The organism is Neptuniibacter caesariensis (genome assembly GCF_000153345.1).
GTDB lineage: Bacteria > Pseudomonadota > Gammaproteobacteria > Pseudomonadales > Balneatricaceae > Neptuniibacter > Neptuniibacter caesariensis.
The window spans coordinates 112011-132420 of record NZ_CH724128.1 but is presented as its reverse complement, the minus strand read 5'-3'; the positions used below and the strand labels follow the sequence as shown (position 1 = coordinate 132420).

20 protein-coding genes and 2 rRNA genes are annotated in these 20410 nt (G+C 47.1%); 14 read left to right on the top strand and 8 right to left on the bottom strand.

All coding sequences use genetic code 11. The features are described 5' to 3' along the window. Both MED92_RS18075 and rrf read left to right on the top strand, forming a co-directional pair. Window positions 1-581: ribosomal RNA gene (locus MED92_RS18075) — 23S ribosomal RNA — on the top strand; the annotation flags it as partial. A 146-nt stretch (window positions 582-727) separates the two neighbouring features. Beyond that, window positions 728-843, top strand: a 5S ribosomal RNA gene (gene rrf, locus MED92_RS18070). A 379-nt stretch (window positions 844-1222) separates the two neighbouring features. Here rrf and MED92_RS18065 read toward each other — a convergent pair. After that, on the bottom strand, window positions 1223-2065 hold the full coding sequence (locus MED92_RS18065) for an HDOD domain-containing protein (protein ID WP_007022977.1): 843 nt from the start codon (window positions 2063-2065) through the stop codon (window positions 1223-1225). 161 nt (window positions 2066-2226) lie between these two features. Between MED92_RS18065 and MED92_RS18060 the strand changes: the two genes are divergently transcribed. Together MED92_RS18060 and MED92_RS18055 are read left to right on the top strand one after the other, a co-directional pair. Further along, complete coding sequence (locus MED92_RS18060) at window positions 2227-2724, top strand: hypothetical protein (protein WP_007022978.1); 498 nt, start codon at window positions 2227-2229, stop codon at window positions 2722-2724. Window positions 2725-2726: 2 nt separating this feature from the next. Beyond that, entirely contained in the window at window positions 2727-3398 is a 672-nt protein-coding gene (locus tag MED92_RS18055; protein WP_083774966.1) for a tRNA-uridine aminocarboxypropyltransferase, read from the top strand. A 3-nt stretch (window positions 3399-3401) separates the two neighbouring features. On the opposite strand, the gene dtd is transcribed toward MED92_RS18055, so the two are convergent. The 3 genes from dtd to typA all read right to left on the bottom strand — a co-directional run bounded on the left by dtd (window position 3402) and on the right by typA (window position 6755). Next, window positions 3402-3839: a D-aminoacyl-tRNA deacylase gene (gene dtd, locus MED92_RS18050; protein ID WP_007022980.1), complete on the bottom strand. Its 438-nt coding sequence runs from the start codon at window positions 3837-3839 to the stop codon at window positions 3402-3404. Window positions 3840-3868: 29 nt separating this feature from the next. After that, on the bottom strand, window positions 3869-4852 hold the full coding sequence (pip, locus tag MED92_RS18045) for a prolyl aminopeptidase (RefSeq protein WP_007022981.1): 984 nt from the start codon (window positions 4850-4852) through the stop codon (window positions 3869-3871). Window positions 4853-4943: 91 nt separating this feature from the next. Continuing rightward, window positions 4944-6755, bottom strand: a complete 1812-nt coding sequence (gene typA, locus MED92_RS18040; RefSeq protein ID WP_007022982.1) for a translational GTPase TypA — start codon at window positions 6753-6755, stop codon at window positions 4944-4946. A 449-nt stretch (window positions 6756-7204) separates the two neighbouring features. Here typA and glnA point away from each other — a divergent pair, with 449 nt between their 5' ends. The 6 genes from glnA (at window position 7205) to MED92_RS18010 (ending at window position 13222) form a co-directional block, all read left to right on the top strand. Further along, window positions 7205-8611 (top strand): glutamate--ammonia ligase, encoded by a 1407-nt coding sequence (gene glnA / locus MED92_RS18035; RefSeq protein WP_007022983.1) that lies wholly within the window; start codon window positions 7205-7207, stop codon window positions 8609-8611. Window positions 8612-8868: 257 nt separating this feature from the next. Next, on the top strand, window positions 8869-9951 hold the full coding sequence (gene glnL, locus MED92_RS18030; protein WP_007022984.1) for a nitrogen regulation protein NR(II): 1083 nt from the start codon (window positions 8869-8871) through the stop codon (window positions 9949-9951). Then, entirely contained in the window at window positions 9935-11368 is a 1434-nt protein-coding gene (gene ntrC, locus MED92_RS18025) for a nitrogen regulation protein NR(I) (RefSeq protein WP_007022985.1), read from the top strand. The genes glnL and ntrC overlap by 17 nt, the downstream gene beginning before the upstream one ends. Before the next feature lie 68 nt (window positions 11369-11436). Then, window positions 11437-11907 (top strand): tRNA (uridine(34)/cytosine(34)/5-carboxymethylaminomethyluridine(34)-2'-O)-methyltransferase TrmL, encoded by a 471-nt coding sequence (gene trmL / locus MED92_RS18020; protein WP_007022986.1) that lies wholly within the window; start codon window positions 11437-11439, stop codon window positions 11905-11907. Window positions 11908-11947: 40 nt separating this feature from the next. Continuing rightward, window positions 11948-12280 carry a hypothetical protein gene (locus MED92_RS18015; protein WP_007022987.1) on the top strand — a complete coding sequence of 111 codons (333 nt, stop codon included), beginning with the start codon at window positions 11948-11950 and terminating at the stop codon, window positions 12278-12280. A gap of 60 nt (window positions 12281-12340) precedes the next feature. Continuing rightward, window positions 12341-13222 carry a M14 family zinc carboxypeptidase gene (locus MED92_RS18010; protein ID WP_007022988.1) on the top strand — a complete coding sequence of 294 codons (882 nt, stop codon included), beginning with the start codon at window positions 12341-12343 and terminating at the stop codon, window positions 13220-13222. A gap of 58 nt (window positions 13223-13280) precedes the next feature. Here MED92_RS18010 and secB read toward each other — a convergent pair whose 3' ends face one another. Genes secB through MED92_RS17995 form a run of 3 tightly spaced genes read right to left on the bottom strand, consistent with a single transcriptional unit; the run spans window position 13281 to window position 14463 of the window. After that, window positions 13281-13760, bottom strand: a complete 480-nt coding sequence (gene secB, locus MED92_RS18005) for a protein-export chaperone SecB (protein ID WP_007022989.1) — start codon at window positions 13758-13760, stop codon at window positions 13281-13283. A gap of 23 nt (window positions 13761-13783) precedes the next feature. Beyond that, the gene (gene grxC / locus MED92_RS18000; protein WP_007022990.1) at window positions 13784-14041 is read right to left on the bottom strand and encodes a glutaredoxin 3; all 258 of its coding nucleotides are present in this window, start codon (window positions 14039-14041) and stop codon (window positions 13784-13786) included. Window positions 14042-14049: 8 nt separating this feature from the next. Further along, a complete protein-coding gene (locus MED92_RS17995) occupies window positions 14050-14463 on the bottom strand; it encodes a rhodanese-like domain-containing protein (protein ID WP_007022991.1) in 414 nt (137 codons plus the stop codon). Window positions 14464-14688: 225 nt separating this feature from the next. Here MED92_RS17995 and gpmI point away from each other — a divergent pair, with 225 nt between their 5' ends. Genes gpmI through MED92_RS17975 form a run of 4 tightly spaced genes read left to right on the top strand, consistent with a single transcriptional unit; the run spans window position 14689 to window position 19590 of the window. Next, window positions 14689-16239, top strand: coding sequence for a 2,3-bisphosphoglycerate-independent phosphoglycerate mutase (gpmI, locus tag MED92_RS17990; protein ID WP_007022992.1), 1551 nt, complete (start codon window positions 14689-14691; stop codon window positions 16237-16239). A gap of 24 nt (window positions 16240-16263) precedes the next feature. Then, window positions 16264-17430 carry a murein hydrolase activator EnvC family protein gene (locus tag MED92_RS17985; protein ID WP_154715273.1) on the top strand — a complete coding sequence of 389 codons (1167 nt, stop codon included), beginning with the start codon at window positions 16264-16266 and terminating at the stop codon, window positions 17428-17430. Window positions 17431-17449: 19 nt separating this feature from the next. After that, window positions 17450-18751 carry a S41 family peptidase gene (locus MED92_RS17980; protein WP_007022994.1) on the top strand — a complete coding sequence of 434 codons (1302 nt, stop codon included), beginning with the start codon at window positions 17450-17452 and terminating at the stop codon, window positions 18749-18751. 5 nt (window positions 18752-18756) lie between these two features. Then, window positions 18757-19590, top strand: a complete 834-nt coding sequence (locus tag MED92_RS17975; RefSeq protein ID WP_007022995.1) for a divergent polysaccharide deacetylase family protein — start codon at window positions 18757-18759, stop codon at window positions 19588-19590. Here the strand turns inward: MED92_RS17975 and MED92_RS17970 are convergent. Further along, window positions 19580-20362: a sulfite exporter TauE/SafE family protein gene (locus tag MED92_RS17970; RefSeq protein ID WP_007022996.1), complete on the bottom strand. Its 783-nt coding sequence runs from the start codon at window positions 20360-20362 to the stop codon at window positions 19580-19582. The genes MED92_RS17975 and MED92_RS17970 overlap by 11 nt on opposite strands. Between the last annotated feature and the right edge of the window lie 48 nt (window positions 20363-20410).

Below are 20410 nucleotides of genomic sequence, written 5' to 3'. Positions count from 1 at the left end.
CGCAAGAGTAGAAGGGTGCTTGACTGCGAGACAGACACGTCGAGCAGGTACGAAAGTAGGTTCTAGTGATCCGGTGGTTCTGTATGGAAGGGCCATCGCTCAACGGATAAAAGGTACTCCGGGGATAACAGGCTGATACCGCCCAAGAGTTCACATCGACGGCGGTGTTTGGCACCTCGATGTCGGCTCATCACATCCTGGGGCTGAAGCCGGTCCCAAGGGTATGGCTGTTCGCCATTTAAAGTGGTACGCGAGCTGGGTTTAGAACGTCGTGAGACAGTTCGGTCCCTATCTGCCGTGGGCGTTTGAGATTTGAGAAGAGTTGCTCCTAGTACGAGAGGACCGGAGTGAACGAACCTCTGGTGTACCGGTTGTGATGCCAATTGCATTGCCGGGTAGCTACGTTCGGACGGGATAACCGCTGAAAGCATCTAAGCGGGAAGCCTCCTTCAAGATGAGATCTCACTGGGAACTTGATTCCCCTAAAGGGCCGTTTAAGACTAAGACGTTGATAGGCTGGGTGTGGAAGCGTTGTGAGGCGTTGAGCTAACCAGTACTAATTGCCCGTGAGGCTTGACCATATAACGCCAAAGGTGTTTGGAAGATAATTTGTGGTTTAGTTAGTAAGAACGATAGAGAGTAACGAATTAGCGCAGTACGAAAAGCTACAGTCATAGAGCTCTAAATCAAAGATAAGAAGAATCAGATCCGAGTTGTAACAGTTTTGCTTGGCGACCATAGAGTTGTGGAACCACCTGATCCCATACCGAACTCAGACGTGAAACGCAGCATCGCCGATGGTAGTGTGGGGCTTCCCCATGTGAGAGTAGGTCATCGCCAAGCATTTAATTACGAGAAACCCCTATCGCTGACGCGGTAGGGGTTTTTTCGTTATTGAAGCGATGATTTATTGTTACTACAAAGGCTCCATGTGTACCCAAGGGGCATACAAACAACCGATGCACCGAAGGTGCCAGGTTGAAGCGCCGAAGGCGTCGCGTAGCGAGTGGAAGCGTAGCTTTCAACTTATTGTAGGTCATCGCTCATACCCCAATGGGCCCCTAGAGCATTTAATCTGGAAAGCAGACAGGATCAGCTAAAAGCTGCGAATATTAGCTAAGAGCTGCCAGGTTCAGCATAAGGCGTTACGCTGATCCCGCCTTTATCCGCCTTTATCCGCCTTTATCCGCCTTTATCCGCCTTTATCCGCCTTTATCCGCTCTTACTGCTGCAAGCTGAGTGTATTAACGATATCTTCTTTAAGGTCAGCATAATCAAAGTCGCTGATGCCTAGAAAGTTAAGTACAGGCATGATTCTAATCAGGTCTTCTTTAGGATCAGGTATGCGCCAGAAATGACGGTAGGCATCGCTAATATCGCGGGCGAGCAGAAGCATGCAGAGTTTTAATCGCATCTCTTCTTTTTCATCGGCAGGTTCAGAAAAGGTTGCTTCATAGGAAGGTTGGCGACTGATTGCTTCAGCAGTTGATTCGCCAATGTGCCACTTTCTTGCAAGTTCAGCACTGAGCTGAAAATGGCTGACACCATAGAGGGCTAACTCTTTTTCATGTATCTCTATCAAGCTGGCGCCGTTCAGCTCCCGCAATTTATCCTTGAATTCAGGCTTTGCTTGCATGAGGAGTGGAATACCACTGTCATGGAGCATGCCCAGTGTGTATGTCTCGTCAGGATCAAGGTTAGTAAACTGGTTGGCGAGAGCGGCAGTAATGCGTGCAACTTCCGTTGCGGTATCCCAGAAACGCTCCATCGGCCCTACAGCGGATAGGCTATTCTTTAGTGCGGCTAATTGAACGATGTTAAAAACACGTTTGATACCCAGCAGTGATACAGCGCGCTCCACAGAAGTTACTTCTGCCCTGATTCCAAAGTAAGCAGAATTAACGGTAGCGATGACCGAGCTATATAGGGCAACATCTTGTTTGATTAGATTGCAGATCCCCTTGATGTCCGGATCCTGTAGCCGGAGTGCTTCGGTAATGCTTATCAGTACCTCAGGGCGTGCTGGTATGACATAACTTGTTGATTGTTCTGATACAGGAGGCATACAGTCAATTCCAAATAGCTGTTAATATACAAGTTACTTTATTCAATAATAGCTGGCAATTTGTAATTCTATTCAATAGCTTAGCTTAGACTAATTGCTTGATATCAATTTTCCTTTCATTATTAGGCTACAATTTTTTGTTTTAGGCTTGAGTGCTGTCGATGTTAAATATTGGTGCTTTTACTTTTAACTACGATCATCTTGAGGATCGGATACTCTTGGTTGGTAATTTAAGTAATGGCCAGCAGCGAGTAGATTTTTGGTTAACACGAAAATTGGTACTTCGCTTATTAGCTGCTTCCCAGGGGCTCCTTGAGAAGACCTCAGAACAATTGGCTGAAGCACCGCAACAGCATAGGGCTCAGCTTGCTCAATTCCATCATGACAATGCCCAACAAGACCTTGAAGTAGAAAAAGAGGTTGAGATTGTTAAGGCAGAAGGCAATAAATTGCTTAGTCGGCTGGATATTAGTCATCAGGATGGACGATATCGCATGCTGTTCTTCTCCGGTGGTGATCAGCCTTCGGCTGTAAGCATTGTTAATTATGCTGAGCTTCATCAGATTCTTCATCTCTTGCATCGTGGGGCGTTGGCTTTGGATTGGGGAGTCACCGCCAATCTTTTTGAAGCTGATTCTGCATCGCCCACACTTCAGTAATTATGAGTAAACCATTTGTTGCCCGTGGATCACGGGTTGAGCGTTGTGATGGATGCCTTTTGCCAAAACGTGTTTGTATCTGTAGTTATAAGCTCACTTATCAGGCTAAGGCGCGTTTCTATTTGTTAATGCATCACGATGAAGGATTTAAGCCTACGAATACGGGGCGTTTGATTGAGGACTGTATCGCTGGGACTGAGCGTTTTAAATGGTCCAGGACAGAACCTTCTGCCGAGTTGCTTAGTGCTTTGTCAGCCCCATCCATCGATCCGTATATTGTTTTTCCTGAAGGAGGGTCCTATAAGGACCGAATGGTTACGTTTGAGCCTAAAGAAGGCAAAGAGCCTGTGTTTATAGTTCTTGATGGAACCTGGCGGCAAGCGGGGAGAATGTTTCGTTTGAGTCGCTATCTGGATCATCTGCCTGTCATACAGCCTGAAGTCACTTCGACATCCCAGTATAAGCTTCGCAAGGCTCCCGTTGACGGTCAGCTATGTACAGCTGAGGTTGCTGCTGAGATGTTAAAGCTTACTGGGGATGAGGCAGGTTTTGATATTCTTTCAAGCTATTTTAGTGTGTTCAATGATCACTATAAGGCATCCAGAATGTCGCGTGCAATTGTTGAGGACACGGATGCTAAAGCGCTAATCCGTGCCTATCAGCAAGCGTTCTAATCTTTAGCTCTCTAGCCAGAAGGTGACAGGACCATCGTTGCACAGACTAACCTTCATATCTGCTCCGAACTTGCCATTGGCAATGGTTAGTCCGGACTTTAAGGCTTGCTCTGTAAAGTAGTCGTATAACTGTTCACCCAGTTCGGGGGATGCGCCTGATGAAAAGCTTGGGCGCAGGCCTTTTTGTGTATCCGCTACAAGGGTAAATTGAGATACGATTAGTAACTCGCCATTAACTTGCTGTACGTTCAGATTCATTTTCCCTTCCTGATCGGGGAAAATTCGATAGCCAAGAATTTTCTTCAGTAATTTATCGGCGCGTTGTTCGTTATCTTCTTTCTCTACACCCAGTAAGATCAGAATCCCTCGATCAATTTCTCCAACCGTTTCGGAATCAACTACAACGTTAGCGGAAGAAACCCGCTGTATCAGTGCTTTCATTGGCAGCCTCTTTGAAAAGTCAGCGCAGATTATGCCAGGGAAAGTGCAAAATTGTCTGTAGCGCGAATAAGATTGTCAGTGATTCCTTTTTCGAAAGCAGAGTGACCTGCATCTCTGACAATATGCAGTTCTGATTCGGGAAGCGCCTCATAAAGGGCCAGTGCCTGTTCTACAGGGCAAACCATGTCGTAGCGCCCATGCACTATTGTGGTTTTAATATGTGAAATTTTATCGCAGTTTTGTAGGATCTGGTCAGGTTCCAAGAATGCTTTATTGATAAAGAAGTGGGCTTCTATACGTGCCATCGCCAGGGCAAAGTGAGGATCCGCGAAATGGTCAACAATGTCGTTATTTGGATCAAGGGTGGAACATCGCCCTTCCCATATGGACCAGGCTTTAGCAGCAGACATCCTTGCAATCTCATTATCAGATGTCAGGCGCTTATAGTATGCCGACAGCATATCAGCCCTTTCTGTTTCAGGAATTACCTGCTCATATTCCTTCCAGTAATCAGGGAAGATTGCACTGGCACCACGCTGATAGAACCATTGAATATCCTGATCGCGGCAGAGGAAGATGCCTCTCAGTATCAAGCCTGATACATTATCAGGATAGGCTTGTGCGTAGAGTAGGCTCAGTGTTGAACCCCATGAGCCGCCGAAAAGTAGCCACTTGTCAATTCCGAGGTGTGTTCGGATTTTTTCTATATCCTCTATCAGATCCTGACTGGTATTTTCTGTTAGAGAAGAGTGCGGTGTTGATTTGCCGCAACCTCTTTGGTCAAAGAGAATAATCCGATATTTCTCTGGATCGAAGAAGCTCCGATGGGAGGGGGCACAGCCGCCACCCGGTCCGCCATGGATGAATAAAACGGGGATTCCTTGAGCATTCCCGCTCTCTTCTACATATAAGCTATGCTGTTCTGAAACAGGGAGGTGGAATTGCAGATATGGGTGGATCTCAGGGTATGGGGCGCGCATAGTTTCTCCGCTAGCCAGGCTGTGTATATCCATTATTCTCCCTAGTATAGAGAGCTGCCTTGGCGAGGGCTATGCCTGTTATCAATAAAAAAGGCAGCCTTTTGGCTGCCTTTTGTAAAGAGCTTTACTTGTTCTTAGCGCGCTTACGCTCATTCTCTTTAAGAAGCTTCTTACGCAAGCGAATGAAGTTAGGTGTTACTTCTACCAGTTCATCGTCTTCGATGAAGTCCAGTGCCTGTTCCAGTGTGAAGCGAACAGGTGGCGTTAGCTGAATGTTTTCATCTGAGCCAGACGCACGGACGTTAGTCAGTTGCTTACCTTTGGTTGGGTTAACCGCAAGGTCATTGTTACGGCTGTGAATACCCAGAATCATACCTTCATAGACTTCTACGTTAGGGTCGATAGCCAGACGGCCGCGATCCTGAAGGTTCCAAAGTGCATAACCTAGTGCTTTACCTGTTACCATCGATACCAATACACCATTGATACGGCTTACAACATCACCTTCCTTCACCGGACCGTAATGGTCGAAGATGGAGGTCATGATACCAGTGCCAGAGGTCATGGTCAGGAAGAGTGAACGGAAGCCGATCAGACCGCGAGAAGGGATCATGAACGTCAGGCGTACACGGCCTTTCCCATCTACTTCCATGTTTGTCATGTCGCCTTTACGTTTACCCAGCTCTTCAATAACTGAGCCCTGGTGTTCGTCTTCAACGTCGATCATTACCAGTTCGTAAGGCTCCTGGATTTCGCCATCAATCTCTTTCTGAATTACTTCAGGACGAGATACACCCAGCTCGAAGCCTTCACGACGCATTGTTTCGATCAGTACAGACAGGTGAAGTTCACCACGGCCTGATACTTTGAATTTCTCAGGGGTTTCGCCTTCTTCAACGCGCAGTGCAACGTTGTGGATAAGTTCGCGATCTAGGCGCTCTTTAATGTTGCGGCTGGTAACGAATTTTCCATCCTGGCCTGCGAAAGGAGAGTCATTCACCTGGAATGTCATGGATACAGTTGGTTCATCAACACTCAGTGCAGGCAGTGCCTCAACATTATCCGGATCACACAGGGTATCGGAGATGTTTAGGGCATCAATACCTGTTACACAGATAATATCGCCTGCTGTTGCGCTTTCTACATCAACTCGCTCAAGACCGTGGTAGCCCATGATCTTCAGCACTCGGCCACTACGAACAGCGCCTTCACGGTCGATAACTTTAACCTGAGTATTGGTGTTGATTGTGCCGCGTGTTACACGGCCTACACCGATAACGCCCAGGTAGCTGTTATAATCCAGTGCAGAAACCTGCATCTGAAGTGGGCCGTCTACGTCAACTTTTGGTGGCTCTACGTGCTCAACCACTGCTTCAAACAGCGGTGTCATGTCTTCAGCCATCTCTTCTGGGTCAAGACCCGCAATACCGTTTAGTGCAGATGCGTAAACGATAGGGAAATCCAGTTGCTCATCTGTTGCACCCAGGCTGTCGAACAGATCGAATACCTGATCGATAACCCAATCCGGGCGTGCGCCTGGACGGTCAATTTTGTTGATTACAACGATCGGGCGAAGGCCCTGATCAAAAGCTTTCTGAGTTACAAAGCGTGTTTGCGGCATCGGGCCGTCTACAGCGTCAACCAGCAAGCATACACAATCAACCATGGATAGAACGCGTTCTACTTCACCGCCAAAGTCAGCGTGTCCAGGAGTGTCAACGATATTGATACGGTAGTCATTCCATTTGATGGCAGTGTTCTTTGCCAGAATGGTAATGCCTCGTTCTTTCTCCTGGTCGTTGGAGTCCATGATGCGCTCTGTGCCTTCATCACGGCGGCCTAATGTGCCGGATTGCTGCAGAAGCTTATCAACCAGGGTTGTTTTACCATGGTCAACGTGCGCGATAATGGCGATGTTTCTTAGGTTTTCGATCACGTGTGTATACCTGCGAGATATTTTTGCGAATGCGGAATTATACGTGTTTGTAGAGAAAATACTGCATATTTTTTAACCAAATAGATGCTTTTATTTATTGCACGGTTTTGCCTGGTAAAAAGGGTGTTGATCTGAGTGGCTATATAGACGAATTAGGGCTATTTTTGAGAGGTTTTTGCAACAGCGTTGGAGTATGATTGTAGCGCTGTAGTGCACAAGACCGCGTGATTTACAGTCTTTTGCTCTATTTTGGTGCATTAATGAGTTGTTTTGCTCTATTTTGGTGCATCTGGTGCAGGTACAAATGCAGCAAGGCCTTATAAATACAGGGCGTTACCCATGAAAATGTCTTGGCACGCTAGTTGCTTATCTGTATCACCGATTATAAATTCTGATTTCTCAAGGCTGAATCAATTCAGCCTGAACAATTACAAAGTGGAGAAAGTCACATGTCAGAGAAGACTCTGAATCTGATCAAAGAAAGCAACGCTAAGTGGATCGACCTGCGTTTCACCGATTCTCACGGTAAAGAGCAGCACGTAACTATCCCTGTTTCCGACATGGGCGATGACTTCTTTGAAGAAGGTAAAATGTTTGATGGTTCATCCATCTCTGGTTGGAAAGGTATTAATGACTCCGACATGATTCTTATGCCGGACGACAGTGCATCTCTGCTGGATCCATTCTCTGAAGCAACAACTGTAATCGTTCGTTGTAACATCGTTGAGCCAGCAACAGGCCAGGGTTACGAGCGTGATCCACGTTCTGTAGCTAAGCGTGCTGAAGAGTACCTGAAATCTACAGGTATTGCTGACACTGCTATGTTTGGTCCTGAGCCAGAGTTCTTCGTATTTGACGAAGTTAAATGGCACGCAGACATCTCTGGTTGCGGTTACACAATCGCTTCTGAAGAAGCATCTTGGGCTTCTAGCCACAAGATCGAAGGTGGTAACACGGGTCACCGTCCACGCGTTAAAGGCGGTTACTTCCCAGTACCACCAATTGATTCTTTGCATGACCTGCGTGGCGCTATGTGTGACGCGATGGAAGCAATGGATCTTGAGATTGAAGTACACCACCACGAAGTAGCAACTGCTGGTCAGTGTGAAATTGGTGTTGGTGCTAACACTCTGACTGCTAAAGCGGACGAAGTTCAGGTTCTTAAGTACTGTGTACACAACGTTGCACACGCTTACGGCAAAACAGCTACATTCATGCCTAAGCCACTAGTTGGTGACAACGGTTCTGGTATGCACGTTCACATGTCTCTGTCTAAAGACGGTGTTAACCTGTTTGCTGGTGATGCATACGCAGGCATGTCTGAAACTGCTCTGTACTACATCGGCGGTATCATCAAGCACGCTAAAGCGCTTAACGCTCTGACTAACTCTTCTACTAACGCTTACAAGCGTCTGGTACCAGGTTTCGAAGCGCCAGTTATGCTTGCTTACTCAGCACGTAACCGTTCTGCTTCAATCCGTATCCCATACGTGACTAGCCCTAAAGCACGTCGTGTAGAAGCTCGTTTCCCTGATCCATCTGCTAACCCATACCTGTGCTTCTCTGCACTGATGATGGCTGGCCTTGACGGTATCAAGAACAAGATCCACCCTGGCGATGCTGCTGATAAAGACTTGTATGATCTGCCAGCTGAAGAAGCTGCTGAGATCCCACAGGTTGCTTCATCTCTGGAAGAAGCTCTGAACGCGCTGGAAGAAGATCGTGAGTTCCTGACTCAGGGTGGCGTATTCACTGACGACATGCTGGATGCATTCATCGAGCTGAAGCGTGAAGAAGTTGAGAAAGTTAACATGACTACTCACCCAGTTGAATTTGACCTGTACTACTCTGTATAAGTCCTGATTCCTCTGATGAAAAAGCCTCCCTTGTGGAGGCTTTTTTGTTTCTGTTAGAAAAGACCCGTGCACTAACTTTGGTGCTTCTTCCTAAGTAAATTTTTCCTAATGCACTGTTTTGGTGCGCAATTGTTCTTTACCCGCTACACTCAATGCTAGGTAGCCCAGTTATTGTGCTGTCTATGCGCATTTTAGGGCAGGGGGAAAACTTGGTTTGCTTCTTGCAGAAGTAAAGGCAAGTAACAGAGTGTAGGCCAATGCCAATAAAAGACTTTCATAAACAGATTCTTGAGAATCTATCTACAGCAGTCGTGCTACTGGATAGTAGCTTAACTGTCGAGTATGCAAACCCCGCAGCAGAAATGTTGCTGCAGGCAAGTCTGCGTCGCCTTTCTCAAGTGTCGGTATCAGAGTGGTTTTCACCCGAACAGAATGGAATTGATGACCTGCAATCCTGTTTTGAAACCGGCCATCCCTACACACGTCGAGAAGCACGCTTGGTGACTCAGGCGGGTAGTGCGTTAACGGTCGATTACTCGATTAATCCTGTTTTTTGGTCAACAGGAAGGCAGCTGCTTATTGAGATCGAAGCGCGTGATCGTTTGATGCGGATTGAGCGTGAGGAAGATCTTCTGACTCAGCATGATACAGCGCGGTCTTTGGTTAGGGGGATGGCGCATGAAATTAAGAATCCGTTAGGTGGTATTCGTGGCGCAGCGCAATTGCTGGAGCGAGAGCTACCTGATCTTGCTTTGCATGATTATACCCGTGTGATTATTGAGGAAGCGGACCGTCTCCGAAATTTAGTTGATCGTCTGCTGGGCCCTCGAACACTACCGAAGCTGGAGGATGTAAATATCCATGCCATTCTGGAAAGGGTTTGTCAGCTTATTGAAGCTGAAACCAAAGGTTCAGTGGTATTAGAAAGGGATTATGATCCGAGTATTCCAGAATTTACCGGTGATGCGGAGCAGTTGATTCAGGCCGTGCTGAATATTCTTCGCAACAGTATGCAGGCAATGCAGAGTGCAGGTACTGCTGAGCCAACGATAAAAATTAAAACCCGCGCCTTTCGTCAGATAACGCTTGGTGCTGAGAAACATCGCTTGGTTTGTAGTGTAGAGATCGTCGATAACGGACCGGGGATTCCTGATGAAATTCTTAGCAAAATTTTCTATCCGATGGTCAGCGGCCGCGCTGAAGGGACGGGGCTTGGCTTGTCCATTGCGCAGTCGATTATTAATCAGCATCAGGGGTTAATTGAATGCGATACCCGACCAGGGGAAACCAAATTTCAACTATTCATACCTTTGGAGATAAGTCATGAATCTGTCAGGTAAAATCTGGGTCGTCGACGATGATCGCTCTATCCGTTGGGTCCTGGAAAAAGCCTTATCCGCGGAGGGTTTGAATACAGAGGTGTTCGATAGCGCAGATGCGTTGTTGCTGAGGTTGGAGTGTGATGCGCCTGATGCAATTATCAGTGATATCCGTATGCCGGGTACCGATGGCCTTGAAATGCTAGAAAGCATTCAGGAGTCCCATCCAGGTTTGCCGATTATTATTATGACAGCCCACTCAGATCTTGATTCTGCGGTCGCTTCATACCAGGGTGGTGCCTTCGAATACCTGCCAAAACCTTTTGATGTAGATGAGGCCGTTGCCTTGGCTAAGCGGGCTTTGGCACATGCGATAGAGCAACGTGAACAGGTCGCAGAGCAGGTGATGGAGGAAAGCACCGAAATTATTGGTGAGGCGCCTGCCATGCAGGAAGTTTTTCGTGCAATAGGGCGTTTATCGCAATCCAATATTACGGTGCTCATTAATGGGGAGTCAGGTACGGGTAAAGAATTGGTTGCCCATGCACTGCATAAACACAGTCCACGAAGAGAAAAGCCTTTCATCCCTTTGAATATGGCGGCTATTCCTCATGATTTGATTGAATCTGAGTTGTTTGGTCATGAGAAAGGGGCTTTTACTGGCGCAGCGGCTGCGCGCAGAGGGCGTTTTGAGCAAGCTGATGGTGGTACGCTTTTTCTGGATGAGATCGGAGACATGCCCGCGGATGCGCAGACCCGACTGTTGCGAGTATTGGCGGATAGTGAGTTTTACCGTGTCGGCGGTCATACCGCTGTTAAAGTGGATGTACGAATTATTGCGGCAACCCATCAGGATCTTGAAAAGTTGGTTGCTGAAGGGCGTTTTCGTGAGGATTTGTTCCATCGTTTGAATGTTATTCGTGTGCATCTGCCTAAATTGGCAGAGCGGCGTGAAGATATTCCAAGATTGGCGCGACATTTCCTAAGTAAGTCTGCAGAAGAACTGGATGTAGAGCCTAAGATTCTGGGTACAGAGACCGAGCATTACATGTGTAATCTAGCCTGGCCGGGTAACGTGCGACAGCTAGAGAATACCTGTCGTTGGTTGACGGTGATGGCGACCAGTAGAGAGGTGCTGGTTGATGATCTTCCGCCTGAGCTGATGGATGATTCCGTAGGGGAGATTGAAGCTGGTAGTAACTGGGAGCAGGCTTTGCGTAACTGGGCGGATCAGCAGCTTTCGATCGGTCAGCGGTCACTCCTGGACCTTGCGGTGCCCGCTTTTGAAAAGATTATGATCGAAACGGCGCTCAAGCATACCGCGGGCAGACGTCGTGATGCAGCCGAACTCTTAGGCTGGGGGCGAAATACCCTGACTAGGAAGATTAAAGAGTTAGGTATGGATGATGATAAAAGTGATGAGGCCGATGTTGCCTGACTGAAACTTCACTAACCTGATCCTGTTTCCTATATAATTCCTGCAACATCTGTTGTGGGAATTTTTTTATGTTACATGTAGTGCTTTTTGAGCCTGAAATTCCACCGAATACCGGTAATATTATTCGTCTCTGCGCAAACACTGGTTTTCATCTGCACCTGGTTGAGCCGCTGGGATTTGAGCTTGATGATAAACGTTTACGCCGTGCGGGGCTGGATTATCATGAGTTTGCTGCGGTAAAGATTCATCCGGATCTCGAAACCTGTTTGAGTCAAATTGAGCCGCGCAAAGTTTGGGCGCTAACGACTAAGGGTCGGACCTCCCATGTTGAAGCGGATTTTCAAGCGGGGGACGTTTTGCTGTTAGGGCCCGAAACCAGAGGATTGCCTGAAGAGGTAAGAATGACCATACCCCAGGGTGAGTGGCTACGGATGCCGATGAAAGCGGATAGTCGAAGTTTGAATCTCTCCAATGCGTGCGCAATTGTTGTTTATGAGGCGTGGCGCCAACTGGATTTTGCTGGTGCAGCTGAGGTCTGAGCAGCTATAGTTAAGATAAAGCTTAAACGGTAATTTTATAATGCAGTATGCTTTGATTATTACTCAGGTGGATTCCTATTTGTCTGAACAAAATGGAGCCTTGTTCAGGTTGAATCTGGAAGACCATCTGGGTCGGAAGGTGTCTTTATTAGGTGCTGCTGATCAGCAGGTTAATATCCAGACTATCCGTAATCAATTGCTTCCCATCGTCATGTTGGCTGATCATATAGACCAGTTGAATGAAGAATCTTACTCTATCCCTCACTCTGCTTTAGTCAGCGTTGTGCCTTTGCCCTCGGGTTCGATCTCGTCGATTATTGAGGCGGGAAGGGCAGATGAAATTCTGCAGAGCCTTTCACTAAAAACATGTTAGAATCGTCTCCCTTTGATTAATTAATGAACAGTCTTGCAGGGATGTAATGGCGGTTTGGGTATGTGGTGTCGTTTGATTAAGCAGTTTTTCCTCTTTATTTTCCTCTTAAGTGCAAGTCAGGTTTACGCGCTGGAGCCTCATCCTGATGTTACGAAAATATGCCAGCAGGTAGGGAAAAAGCTGGCGAGTGTATCGGTCAAAGAGTGCTTGAGTAACACTTACTTTGCCCCTCGTTTCTATTCGGTCAATGGTAAGGCTATTCTGGAAGCGCATTTTCCCGCGAGCCCTGAAAATAAGGATGCCCCTCGAGTGCTATTCATCGGAGGGATTCATGGTGATGAATACTCCAGCGTTAGCGTTACATTTAAATGGCTTAATACCTTACGTAAGTACCACAGCGGAGCATTTGACTGGCATTTTCTACCTGTGCTGAATCCAGATGGCCTGCTTCAGAAGCGTTCAACGCGGGTTAATGCAAATAAAGTGGATTTGAATCGTAACTTCATTCCTGCTCCAGAATTCCCGGAGCCCTTGAAGCATTGGGAAACGCGTGCCAAAAAACGATTAAGATATTACCCGGGTCATGCTCCTTTGAGTGAGCCTGAGAGTCGGGTGATTTATGAATTGATTGAGCAATATAAACCAAGTGTGATTGTATCGGTTCATGCGCCCCATGGAATTCTGGATTTTGATGGGGGTATTCAACCTCCACGTAAACTTGGTCCGCTTCATCTACGCCAGTTAGGTACTTATCCGGGGTCGTTGGGTAACTATGGTTGGTTTGTTAAGAATATTCCGGTTGTGACGATCGAATTGCCCTACGCAGGGATTATGCCGAAAAAGAGAGATATCGATAAAATGTGGACGGATCTTGTGCGATGGCTTAAATATAAGTCTAAGCGAGGCAGTAGTAAGGTTGCTTCTGCGGAGCAAGATCAGTAATTCAGCTTATAAAAAAACGGAGCCTTGGCTCCGTTTTTTTTGCCTTCTAAGCGATTGCTTAGTGCTGAGCTTCTTCGCCAGCTTGCTGCTGGGCCATCTGCTGAGCGTAAAGCGCATCAAAGTTTACTGGTGCTAGCATCAGTGCTGGGAAGCTAGCTTTGGTAACCATGCTGTCAATTGCTTCACGAGCGTATGGGAACAGGATGCTTGGGCAGAATGCACCCAGAGTGTGGTGCATTTCAGCTTCACCAAGGCCCGCGATCGCGAAGATACCTGCTTGCTGCAGCTCTACCAGGAAAGCCGTTTTATCTTCGTTTTTAACGGTTACGGTTAGCGTCAGAACAACTTCAAAAGCGTTGTCGCCCAGCTGATTAGTCTGAGTATTCATCTCCAGGCCAACTTCTGGCTGCCAAGGGCTCATGAAAATCTCAGGTGCGTTTGGTGATTCAAAAGAAGAATCTTTGATATAAACGCGCTGTACAGAAAATTGTGGGCCCTGTTGTTCCTGGGATGCTGCGTTCTGTTCGTTCTCAGACATGATTTATCCTTATAAAAATTGTTTTAACTGGCGTTAAGCATTTCATCAAGTTTGCCCTGTCGTTCAAGTGCAAACATATCATCACAGCCGCCAATCGGTGTTTCGCCAATAAAAATCTGTGGCACGGTATGACCGCCACTTAACTTGGTCATCTCCTGCCTTTTGGCTGGATCGCCATCTACTTTGATCTCAGAGTAAGGTATTTGTTTGTGATCAAGTAGCATCTTGGCACGAATGCAAAATGGGCACCAGGCAGTGGTATAGATTGTAACGTCCTGCATCGTTGACCTTACTTAATAATTGGTAGGCTTTGGCCTTTCCATTCTGTCATGCCACCTGATAGGCGTACCGCATTTTCAAAGCCTGCAGCTTTGAGTTTACGAGTAGCGGAACCGGCTGCTTGTCCTAAATTGCAGACAACAATGATAGGGCGTTGCTTATACTTGGAAAGCTCATCCATACGACGGTCAAGATCAGACAAAGGAATATGCTTGGCGTTAGTGATGTGACCTGTTGCCCATTCTTTCTTCGGGCGAATGTCGATGATCACTGCGTTCTCTTTGTTGATCAAGCTGGTTGCTTGTGCAGGCGTAACGGCTTTACCCGCCTTGCTGCGTTCAAACATAAGAAACATCATCAGGGTGAGTACCCATGCAGCAACCATGAATGGGTGGTTGCTGATAAACTCGATATATTGATCCATTGTTAATCCAAATCTGGCCTTAGTTGAGGCTTATTCAATACAAACCGTCTGCAATAAGCGGCTTAGTATACCTTGCGTTTTTTTAAGGTATAAGGGGATAAATTAACGAAAATGTTGATTTACCCTGATTTCTTTCATAGTTGGGGTTCAATCGTAGCTATATCAAGGTATTCAAAGTAAAATTGTCGGCCATTTTAAATTGATTACGACTGAAATCCTGCAGATATGACACAAAAGCGCGCAACCAAAGCCCTGATCATCCTGGATGGTTACGGTGTTGAAAGTTCTGAGTCCTCAGCTATCCAGGCAGCAAACACGCCAGTATGGGATAAGTTACTAGCCGAGAATCCTAATTCCCGCATCCAGACATCAGGAATGGCAGTGGGCTTGCCTGATGGGCAGATGGGGAACTCTGAAGTTGGCCATATGAATATTGGCGCTGGGCGTGTCGTTTATCAAAACTTTACTCGCATCTCTAAGGCGATTGAGGACGGTGAGTTTTTTGACAACGCTGTTCTTGTCGATGCGATGGATAAAGCGATTTCCGTGGGTAAAGCGGTTCATATCGTAGGCCTGCTTTCTCCTGGTGGGGTTCACAGTCATGAAGAACATATCTTTGCACTCTTAGAGATGGCGGTTAAGCGCGGTGCAGAAAAACTGTACGTGCATGCCATTCTTGATGGGCGTGATATGCCGCCACGTTCCGCTGAACCCTCTTTGCTGCGAACTGAGGAAAAGTTAGCTGAACTAGGCGTTGGGGCAATCGCGACGGTAGCCGGGCGTTATTTCAGCATGGATCGTGATAACCGTTGGGATCGTGTGCAACAGGGGTATGATGCGATGACTTCGGGTCAGGCACCTTGTACGGCGACTTCGGCTGTTGGCGCGCTGCAAGATGCTTATGGTCGTGATGAAAACGACGAATTTGTCCAGGCGACAGTGATCACTGATACTGAAGGGAATCCTAAAGGCGTGGTAAGTGATGGTGATGCGCTGATTTGTGCAAATTTCCGCCCGGATCGTGCTCGTGAGATTACCCGTGCCTTTACTGAAAAAGCTGACTTTTCAGGCTTTGAGCGTGCTGCCACGCCAGAGTTGGCAAGTTATGTGATGATGACTCAGTATGCTGCTGATATTCAGGCTGACTGTGCATACCCTCCACAGGCGATCAGTAACGACCTGGGTGAATTCTTGTCTGGTATCGGAAAGACTCAACTACGTATTGCTGAAACTGAGAAGTATGCACATGTAACATTCTTCTTTAATGGTGGTCAGGAAGAGGTTTACCCAGGCGAAGATCGCATTCTGGTGCCATCACCCGATGTGGCGACGTATGACTTGCAGCCTGAAATGAGTGCGCCGGAAGTAACGGAAAAGCTGGTCGAAGCGATTCGTAGTGGTAAATATGATCTGATCGTGTGTAACTTCGCTAATGGCGATATGGTTGGCCACACCGGTAAGTTCGATGCTGCTGTGAAGGCTTGTGAAGTAGTTGATGACTGTGTGGAAAAAGTATTGGCTGCACTGAGAGAAGTTGATGGTGAGGCATTGATCACTGCAGATCACGGTAATGTTGAACTGATGGTTAACCCTGAGACAGGACAGCCTCATACATCTCATACTAACTGGCCAGTGGCTTTGATTTATGATGGCCCGCGTAATGGCGAACTAAATCTGGCGGATGGGGCCTTATGCGATCTTGCGCCAACGCTCCTGTCGCTGATGGGGCTTGAGGCACCGGAAGAAATGAGTGGTAAACCACTAGCATCTTTCTGAATCTAAAGGTAAAAAAGGGATAACATGTTATCCCTTTTTCATTTCCGGTTACTTATGCTTCGCACCTTCACCGCTGTTATCCTGACTTTGCTTTGTTGTACTGTCCCTGCTGTTGCTGCAGATAAGCAGGCAATGACTGAAAAGCAGCTTAAACAACTGTCTGCCCGGATTGGGAAACTTCAGAAGGGAATGCGCCAGCAAGAAGGCGAGTCTCGAAGTCTGAGTCAAACGCTCCGCAATAGCGAAGTTAAAATTGGCAAGCTTGCCCGGCAGATTCAGTCGTTGGATAAACAATTGAGCGGCCTGGGTAGTCATGCTGATAATCTTGAAGAAAAGCGTGATCAACTGAAAGCTGAATTGAAAAAGCGCGCAGATATCATAGAGAAGCAGATTGCTCAGCAATATCAGATGGGGAATCAGGCTCGGCTCCAACTTCTGTTAACTCAGCGGGATCCTGAAAATCTGGATCGAACCATCCGTTATTATGATTTTGTGAATGATGCGTTAAAGAAAGATATGGCGCAGTTCCGTGCAAAACTCAATGAATTAAGTGGCACAGAGCGAGAGCTTAGTGAAACTGAAAAGAAAATGGTGGTTAAGCGTGACGAGCTTAAACTAGAAGTTGCCTCTTTGCAGAGAACCCAAACTGAGCGGAAATTTACCCTAGCCCAACTAAAAAAAACGCTTTCATCGGATGAAAAGAAGTTAAAACAGCTTCAGTTGGACCAAAAACGATTGCGGGCCGTATTAGAAGAAATAGAAAAAAGTCTGAACTTTGCGACCCTGGTTAAGGACAATAAATCATTCAGGCAGCTAAAAGGTAAGCTTCCTTGGCCGTTAAAAGGAAGGATAAAGCAGAATTTTGGTACGGTGCGGAATAATATCCGTTATGATGGAATTTGGATTCAAGCTAAGGAAGCTGCGCCGGTAAAAGCTATTCACCATGGAAGAGTGGTGTTTTCCGACTGGCTGAGAGGTTATGGTTTAGTCTTAATCGTAGATCATGGCTCCGGTTATATGAGTCTCTATGGCTATAACCAGAGCCTACTACTGGAAACAGGAGACTGGGTTGCTGCGGGTGATGTTATCGCCACTGCTGGAAGCAGCGGCGGTAAAGAGCAGAACGGCCTTTATTTTGCTGTCAGATACAAAGGGAAGCCAAGCAATCCTAAGGGCTGGTTACGACGTTAATAGAAATAGGGAATAGGATATGAAGTCAGTTTTTCAGTCTGGCATGTGGAAAAACATAGCACTGGGTGTAGCGTTAAGTAGTGCGCTTTCTGTTCCGGTTATGGCTGAAGAGTCGCAGACAGAAGAGGCGACCCCTTCCGTTAAATCTCTACCTCTTGATGAGTTACGTCTTTTTACCGAAGTTTTTCAGCGTATCAAGTCAGCTTATGTAGAACCTGTTGACGATGCAGTCCTGCTTGAGGATGCGCTGCGTGGCATGATCGCGGGTCTAGACCCTCATTCTGCTTATTTGGAACCGAGTGAATTCGAAAACCTTCAGGCGCATACCAGTGGTGAATTTGGTGGCCTGGGTATCGAAGTTGGGCTTGAGGATGGCTTTGTTAGGGTCATCACTCCTATTGATGATACTCCGGCTCAACGGGCGGGAGTGAAGGCTGGGGACCTGATCACGAAGTTAGATGAGCATCCTGTACAGGGTATGGGCCTGAATGAAGCTGTCGAGCTTATGCGTGGCAAACCAGGCAGTAAAATAATCCTGACTATTGTTCGTGAAGGTGAAGAAAAGCCGCTTGAAATTGAAGTGGTCAGGGATGTCATTCAGGTGGCGAGTGTTAAGAGCCGTATGCTGGATGAAAACTATGGCTACCTAAGGGTCTCTCAGTTTCAGGTTGATTCAGGTAAGGAAGTGAATAAGCACCTGAAACGTTTGCTGGAAAATGATCTCCGTGGTGTTGTGCTTGATCTGCGCAATAACCCGGGAGGGGTTTTACAAGCCGCGGTGGATATCAGTGACGCCTTTATCAATGAAGGACTGATTGTGTACACGAAAGGTCGTTTGCAAGAATCTGAGCAGCGTTTTAGTGCGACGAATACAACGCTGGTGCCTGATTTGCCCATGGTTGTTCTGATCAATGGCGGTTCTGCTTCCGCTTCAGAAATTGTTGCCGGCGCATTACAGGACCAAAAACGCGCTATCATCATGGGTCAGGAAAGCTTTGGTAAAGGGTCTGTGCAGACAGTCTTACCGCTGACCAAAGAACGCGCCCTTAAACTGACGACTGCTCGATACTATACGCCGAATGGTCGTTCGATCCAGGCGCAGGGTATTAAGCCTGATATCGAGGTTCGGGATGCCGAAATTACTTTGCGTGATGATGGCCAGGAGTTTCTAAAGGAGAAAGACCTTTCCGGGCATCTGGATAATGGAGCAGGTAAGACTAAATCGAGTTCAGACAGGAAGTCTAATCTGGCAGAACGTGATTATCAGCTTTATGAGGCGCTCAACCTCCTTAAGGCGCTGGTTATAGTGAAAAAAGGCTAATGTCTATGAAAGGGTTCGGAATTGCAGCGTTGGTTTTCCTGTTTGCCTCCTTTGCTGTAAATGCTGCCCCAGTTGTCAGTCATCAGCCGGTTATGGCAATCGTGATCGATGATATTGGTGATAACCGCAAGAAAGGTTTAGCGGCTATTGAGCTGCCTGGAGCGATCACTTATGCTTTTTTGCCACACACGCCACACTCCTTCGAATTAGCAAAAACAGCGCACTTTCTAGGTAAAGAGGTGATTTTGCATGCGCCTATGGAGAATAAAGCCGGTTTGAGGCTTGGTCCAGGGGCATTAACACATCGACATAACACGGCTGAACTACAGCATATTCTGGGTGATGGTCTGGATTCGATTCCTTATGCGGTTGGGATGAATAACCATATGGGGAGCTTATTGACCGAAGACCGGGAAAAAATGCGCGATATCATGCGGGTTGTGAAGCAGCGCAATATGTTCTTTCTGGATAGCATGACGACTTCAAAAACAGTCGCCTGGAAAGTGGCCCATGAATACGGTATTCCCTATTTGGTGAGAGATGTTTTTCTCGATAATCGCCAGGAGTGGGGTTACATCCACAATCAATTTAAACAGGCGGTGAGCCTGGCTGTGACTCAAGGTCATGCGGTTGTGATAGGTCACCCCTATCCGGAAACTGTTGAGTATCTTTCCGAAGCATTGCCTATTCTAGAGCAGCTAGGTATCCGTTTAGTAACGGCTTCTGAGCTTCTGGCAATTCGTTCGCGCTCGCAACTGCTGATGGCTCAGCCGCAGGTCAGTGATTGCGATAAGGTCGAAGGGCACTGTCAGGCCTTACCTGTTGCGGCTAAACACTAGATAGAATTGATAGTCCATCGCCGATCAGTTTGATCCCTACCATGACGGTGAGCGTTTCAAAGGCGCGTTTTACCAGTTTGTTTCCTTGTGTAATTGCAAGGTGTGCCCCCAGATAAGAGCCAATTGTAGCTCCCACAAGTAATGCGGGCAGCCAGTCCCAGCGTGGAACTTGCTGTAATGCCACGGTTATAGCGCCGGTAGAATTCCAAAACAACCCAACCAGAATAAGTACATAGGTGACGGCAGTTTTATAATCCAGCCCAAACCAGCGGACCAGCCACAACGTAACAAAAAGCCCGGTGCCAGATGTCAGAGAGCCATTCAGTGCGCCAATAATAAAGAGGGCTAATCCCCCGATGATAAAACCTTGTCTGTCCCGGTTTCGGGGTTGATGCTCCATCCCTAACGACTTTTTGCGAAATGAGTATAAGCCCAGCCCTGAAGTCAGAACCCCCAGGCTGAAAATAGTCCAGCCCTCCGGAATTTTTAGAATGATGTCAGCGCCAACTACAACACCAGGTAATCCGCAGCAGAGGATGAAAGTACAAAAGCGAAGATCTAACTTACCTTCACGAAGGTGGCGAATGGTTGCGCCGACCCCTAAGGCTACGCTAGCGATTTTATGGGTAGCGAGCGCAGTGCTGAAGCTTAACCCTAAAAAAAGAAGCACAGGCAACTGTAGTAAGCCTGCACCACCACCGGCCATAGCCGAAAGGCCATTGGCAAAAAGTGATAAAAGGAAGAGTCCGGCTTGTTCGAGGATGAGATCCATAGTCTGCTGGTGGTTTAGATAGGGAAACTAGGGGAGCGGTTTAGCTCC

What these genes read in the sequence shown, in the direction of transcription:
- MED92_RS18065 (WP_007022977.1), bottom strand. Translation starts at nt 2,065, where the DNA reads ATGCCTCCTGTATCAGAACAATCAACAAGTTATGTCATACCAGCACGC.
- MED92_RS18060 (WP_007022978.1), top strand. Translation starts at nt 2,227, where the DNA reads ATGTTAAATATTGGTGCTTTTACTTTTAACTACGATCATCTTGAGGAT.
- MED92_RS18055 (WP_083774966.1), top strand. Translation starts at nt 2,727, where the DNA reads ATGAGTAAACCATTTGTTGCCCGTGGATCACGGGTTGAGCGTTGTGAT.
- dtd (WP_007022980.1), bottom strand. Translation starts at nt 3,839, where the DNA reads ATGAAAGCACTGATACAGCGGGTTTCTTCCGCTAACGTTGTAGTTGAT.
- pip (WP_007022981.1), bottom strand. Translation starts at nt 4,852, where the DNA reads ATGGATATACACAGCCTGGCTAGCGGAGAAACTATGCGCGCCCCATAC.
- glnA (WP_007022983.1), top strand. Translation starts at nt 7,205, where the DNA reads ATGTCAGAGAAGACTCTGAATCTGATCAAAGAAAGCAACGCTAAGTGG.
- glnL (WP_007022984.1), top strand. Translation starts at nt 8,869, where the DNA reads ATGCCAATAAAAGACTTTCATAAACAGATTCTTGAGAATCTATCTACA.
- ntrC (WP_007022985.1), top strand. Translation starts at nt 9,935, where the DNA reads ATGAATCTGTCAGGTAAAATCTGGGTCGTCGACGATGATCGCTCTATC.
- trmL (WP_007022986.1), top strand. Translation starts at nt 11,437, where the DNA reads ATGTTACATGTAGTGCTTTTTGAGCCTGAAATTCCACCGAATACCGGT.
- MED92_RS18015 (WP_007022987.1), top strand. Translation starts at nt 11,948, where the DNA reads ATGCAGTATGCTTTGATTATTACTCAGGTGGATTCCTATTTGTCTGAA.
- MED92_RS18010 (WP_007022988.1), top strand. Translation starts at nt 12,341, where the DNA reads ATGTGGTGTCGTTTGATTAAGCAGTTTTTCCTCTTTATTTTCCTCTTA.
- secB (WP_007022989.1), bottom strand. Translation starts at nt 13,760, where the DNA reads ATGTCTGAGAACGAACAGAACGCAGCATCCCAGGAACAACAGGGCCCA.
- grxC (WP_007022990.1), bottom strand. Translation starts at nt 14,041, where the DNA reads ATGCAGGACGTTACAATCTATACCACTGCCTGGTGCCCATTTTGCATT.
- MED92_RS17995 (WP_007022991.1), bottom strand. Translation starts at nt 14,463, where the DNA reads ATGGATCAATATATCGAGTTTATCAGCAACCACCCATTCATGGTTGCT.
- gpmI (WP_007022992.1), top strand. Translation starts at nt 14,689, where the DNA reads ATGACACAAAAGCGCGCAACCAAAGCCCTGATCATCCTGGATGGTTAC.
- MED92_RS17985 (WP_154715273.1), top strand. Translation starts at nt 16,264, where the DNA reads ATGTTATCCCTTTTTCATTTCCGGTTACTTATGCTTCGCACCTTCACC.
- MED92_RS17980 (WP_007022994.1), top strand. Translation starts at nt 17,450, where the DNA reads ATGAAGTCAGTTTTTCAGTCTGGCATGTGGAAAAACATAGCACTGGGT.
- MED92_RS17975 (WP_007022995.1), top strand. Translation starts at nt 18,757, where the DNA reads ATGAAAGGGTTCGGAATTGCAGCGTTGGTTTTCCTGTTTGCCTCCTTT.
- MED92_RS17970 (WP_007022996.1), bottom strand. Translation starts at nt 20,362, where the DNA reads ATGGATCTCATCCTCGAACAAGCCGGACTCTTCCTTTTATCACTTTTT.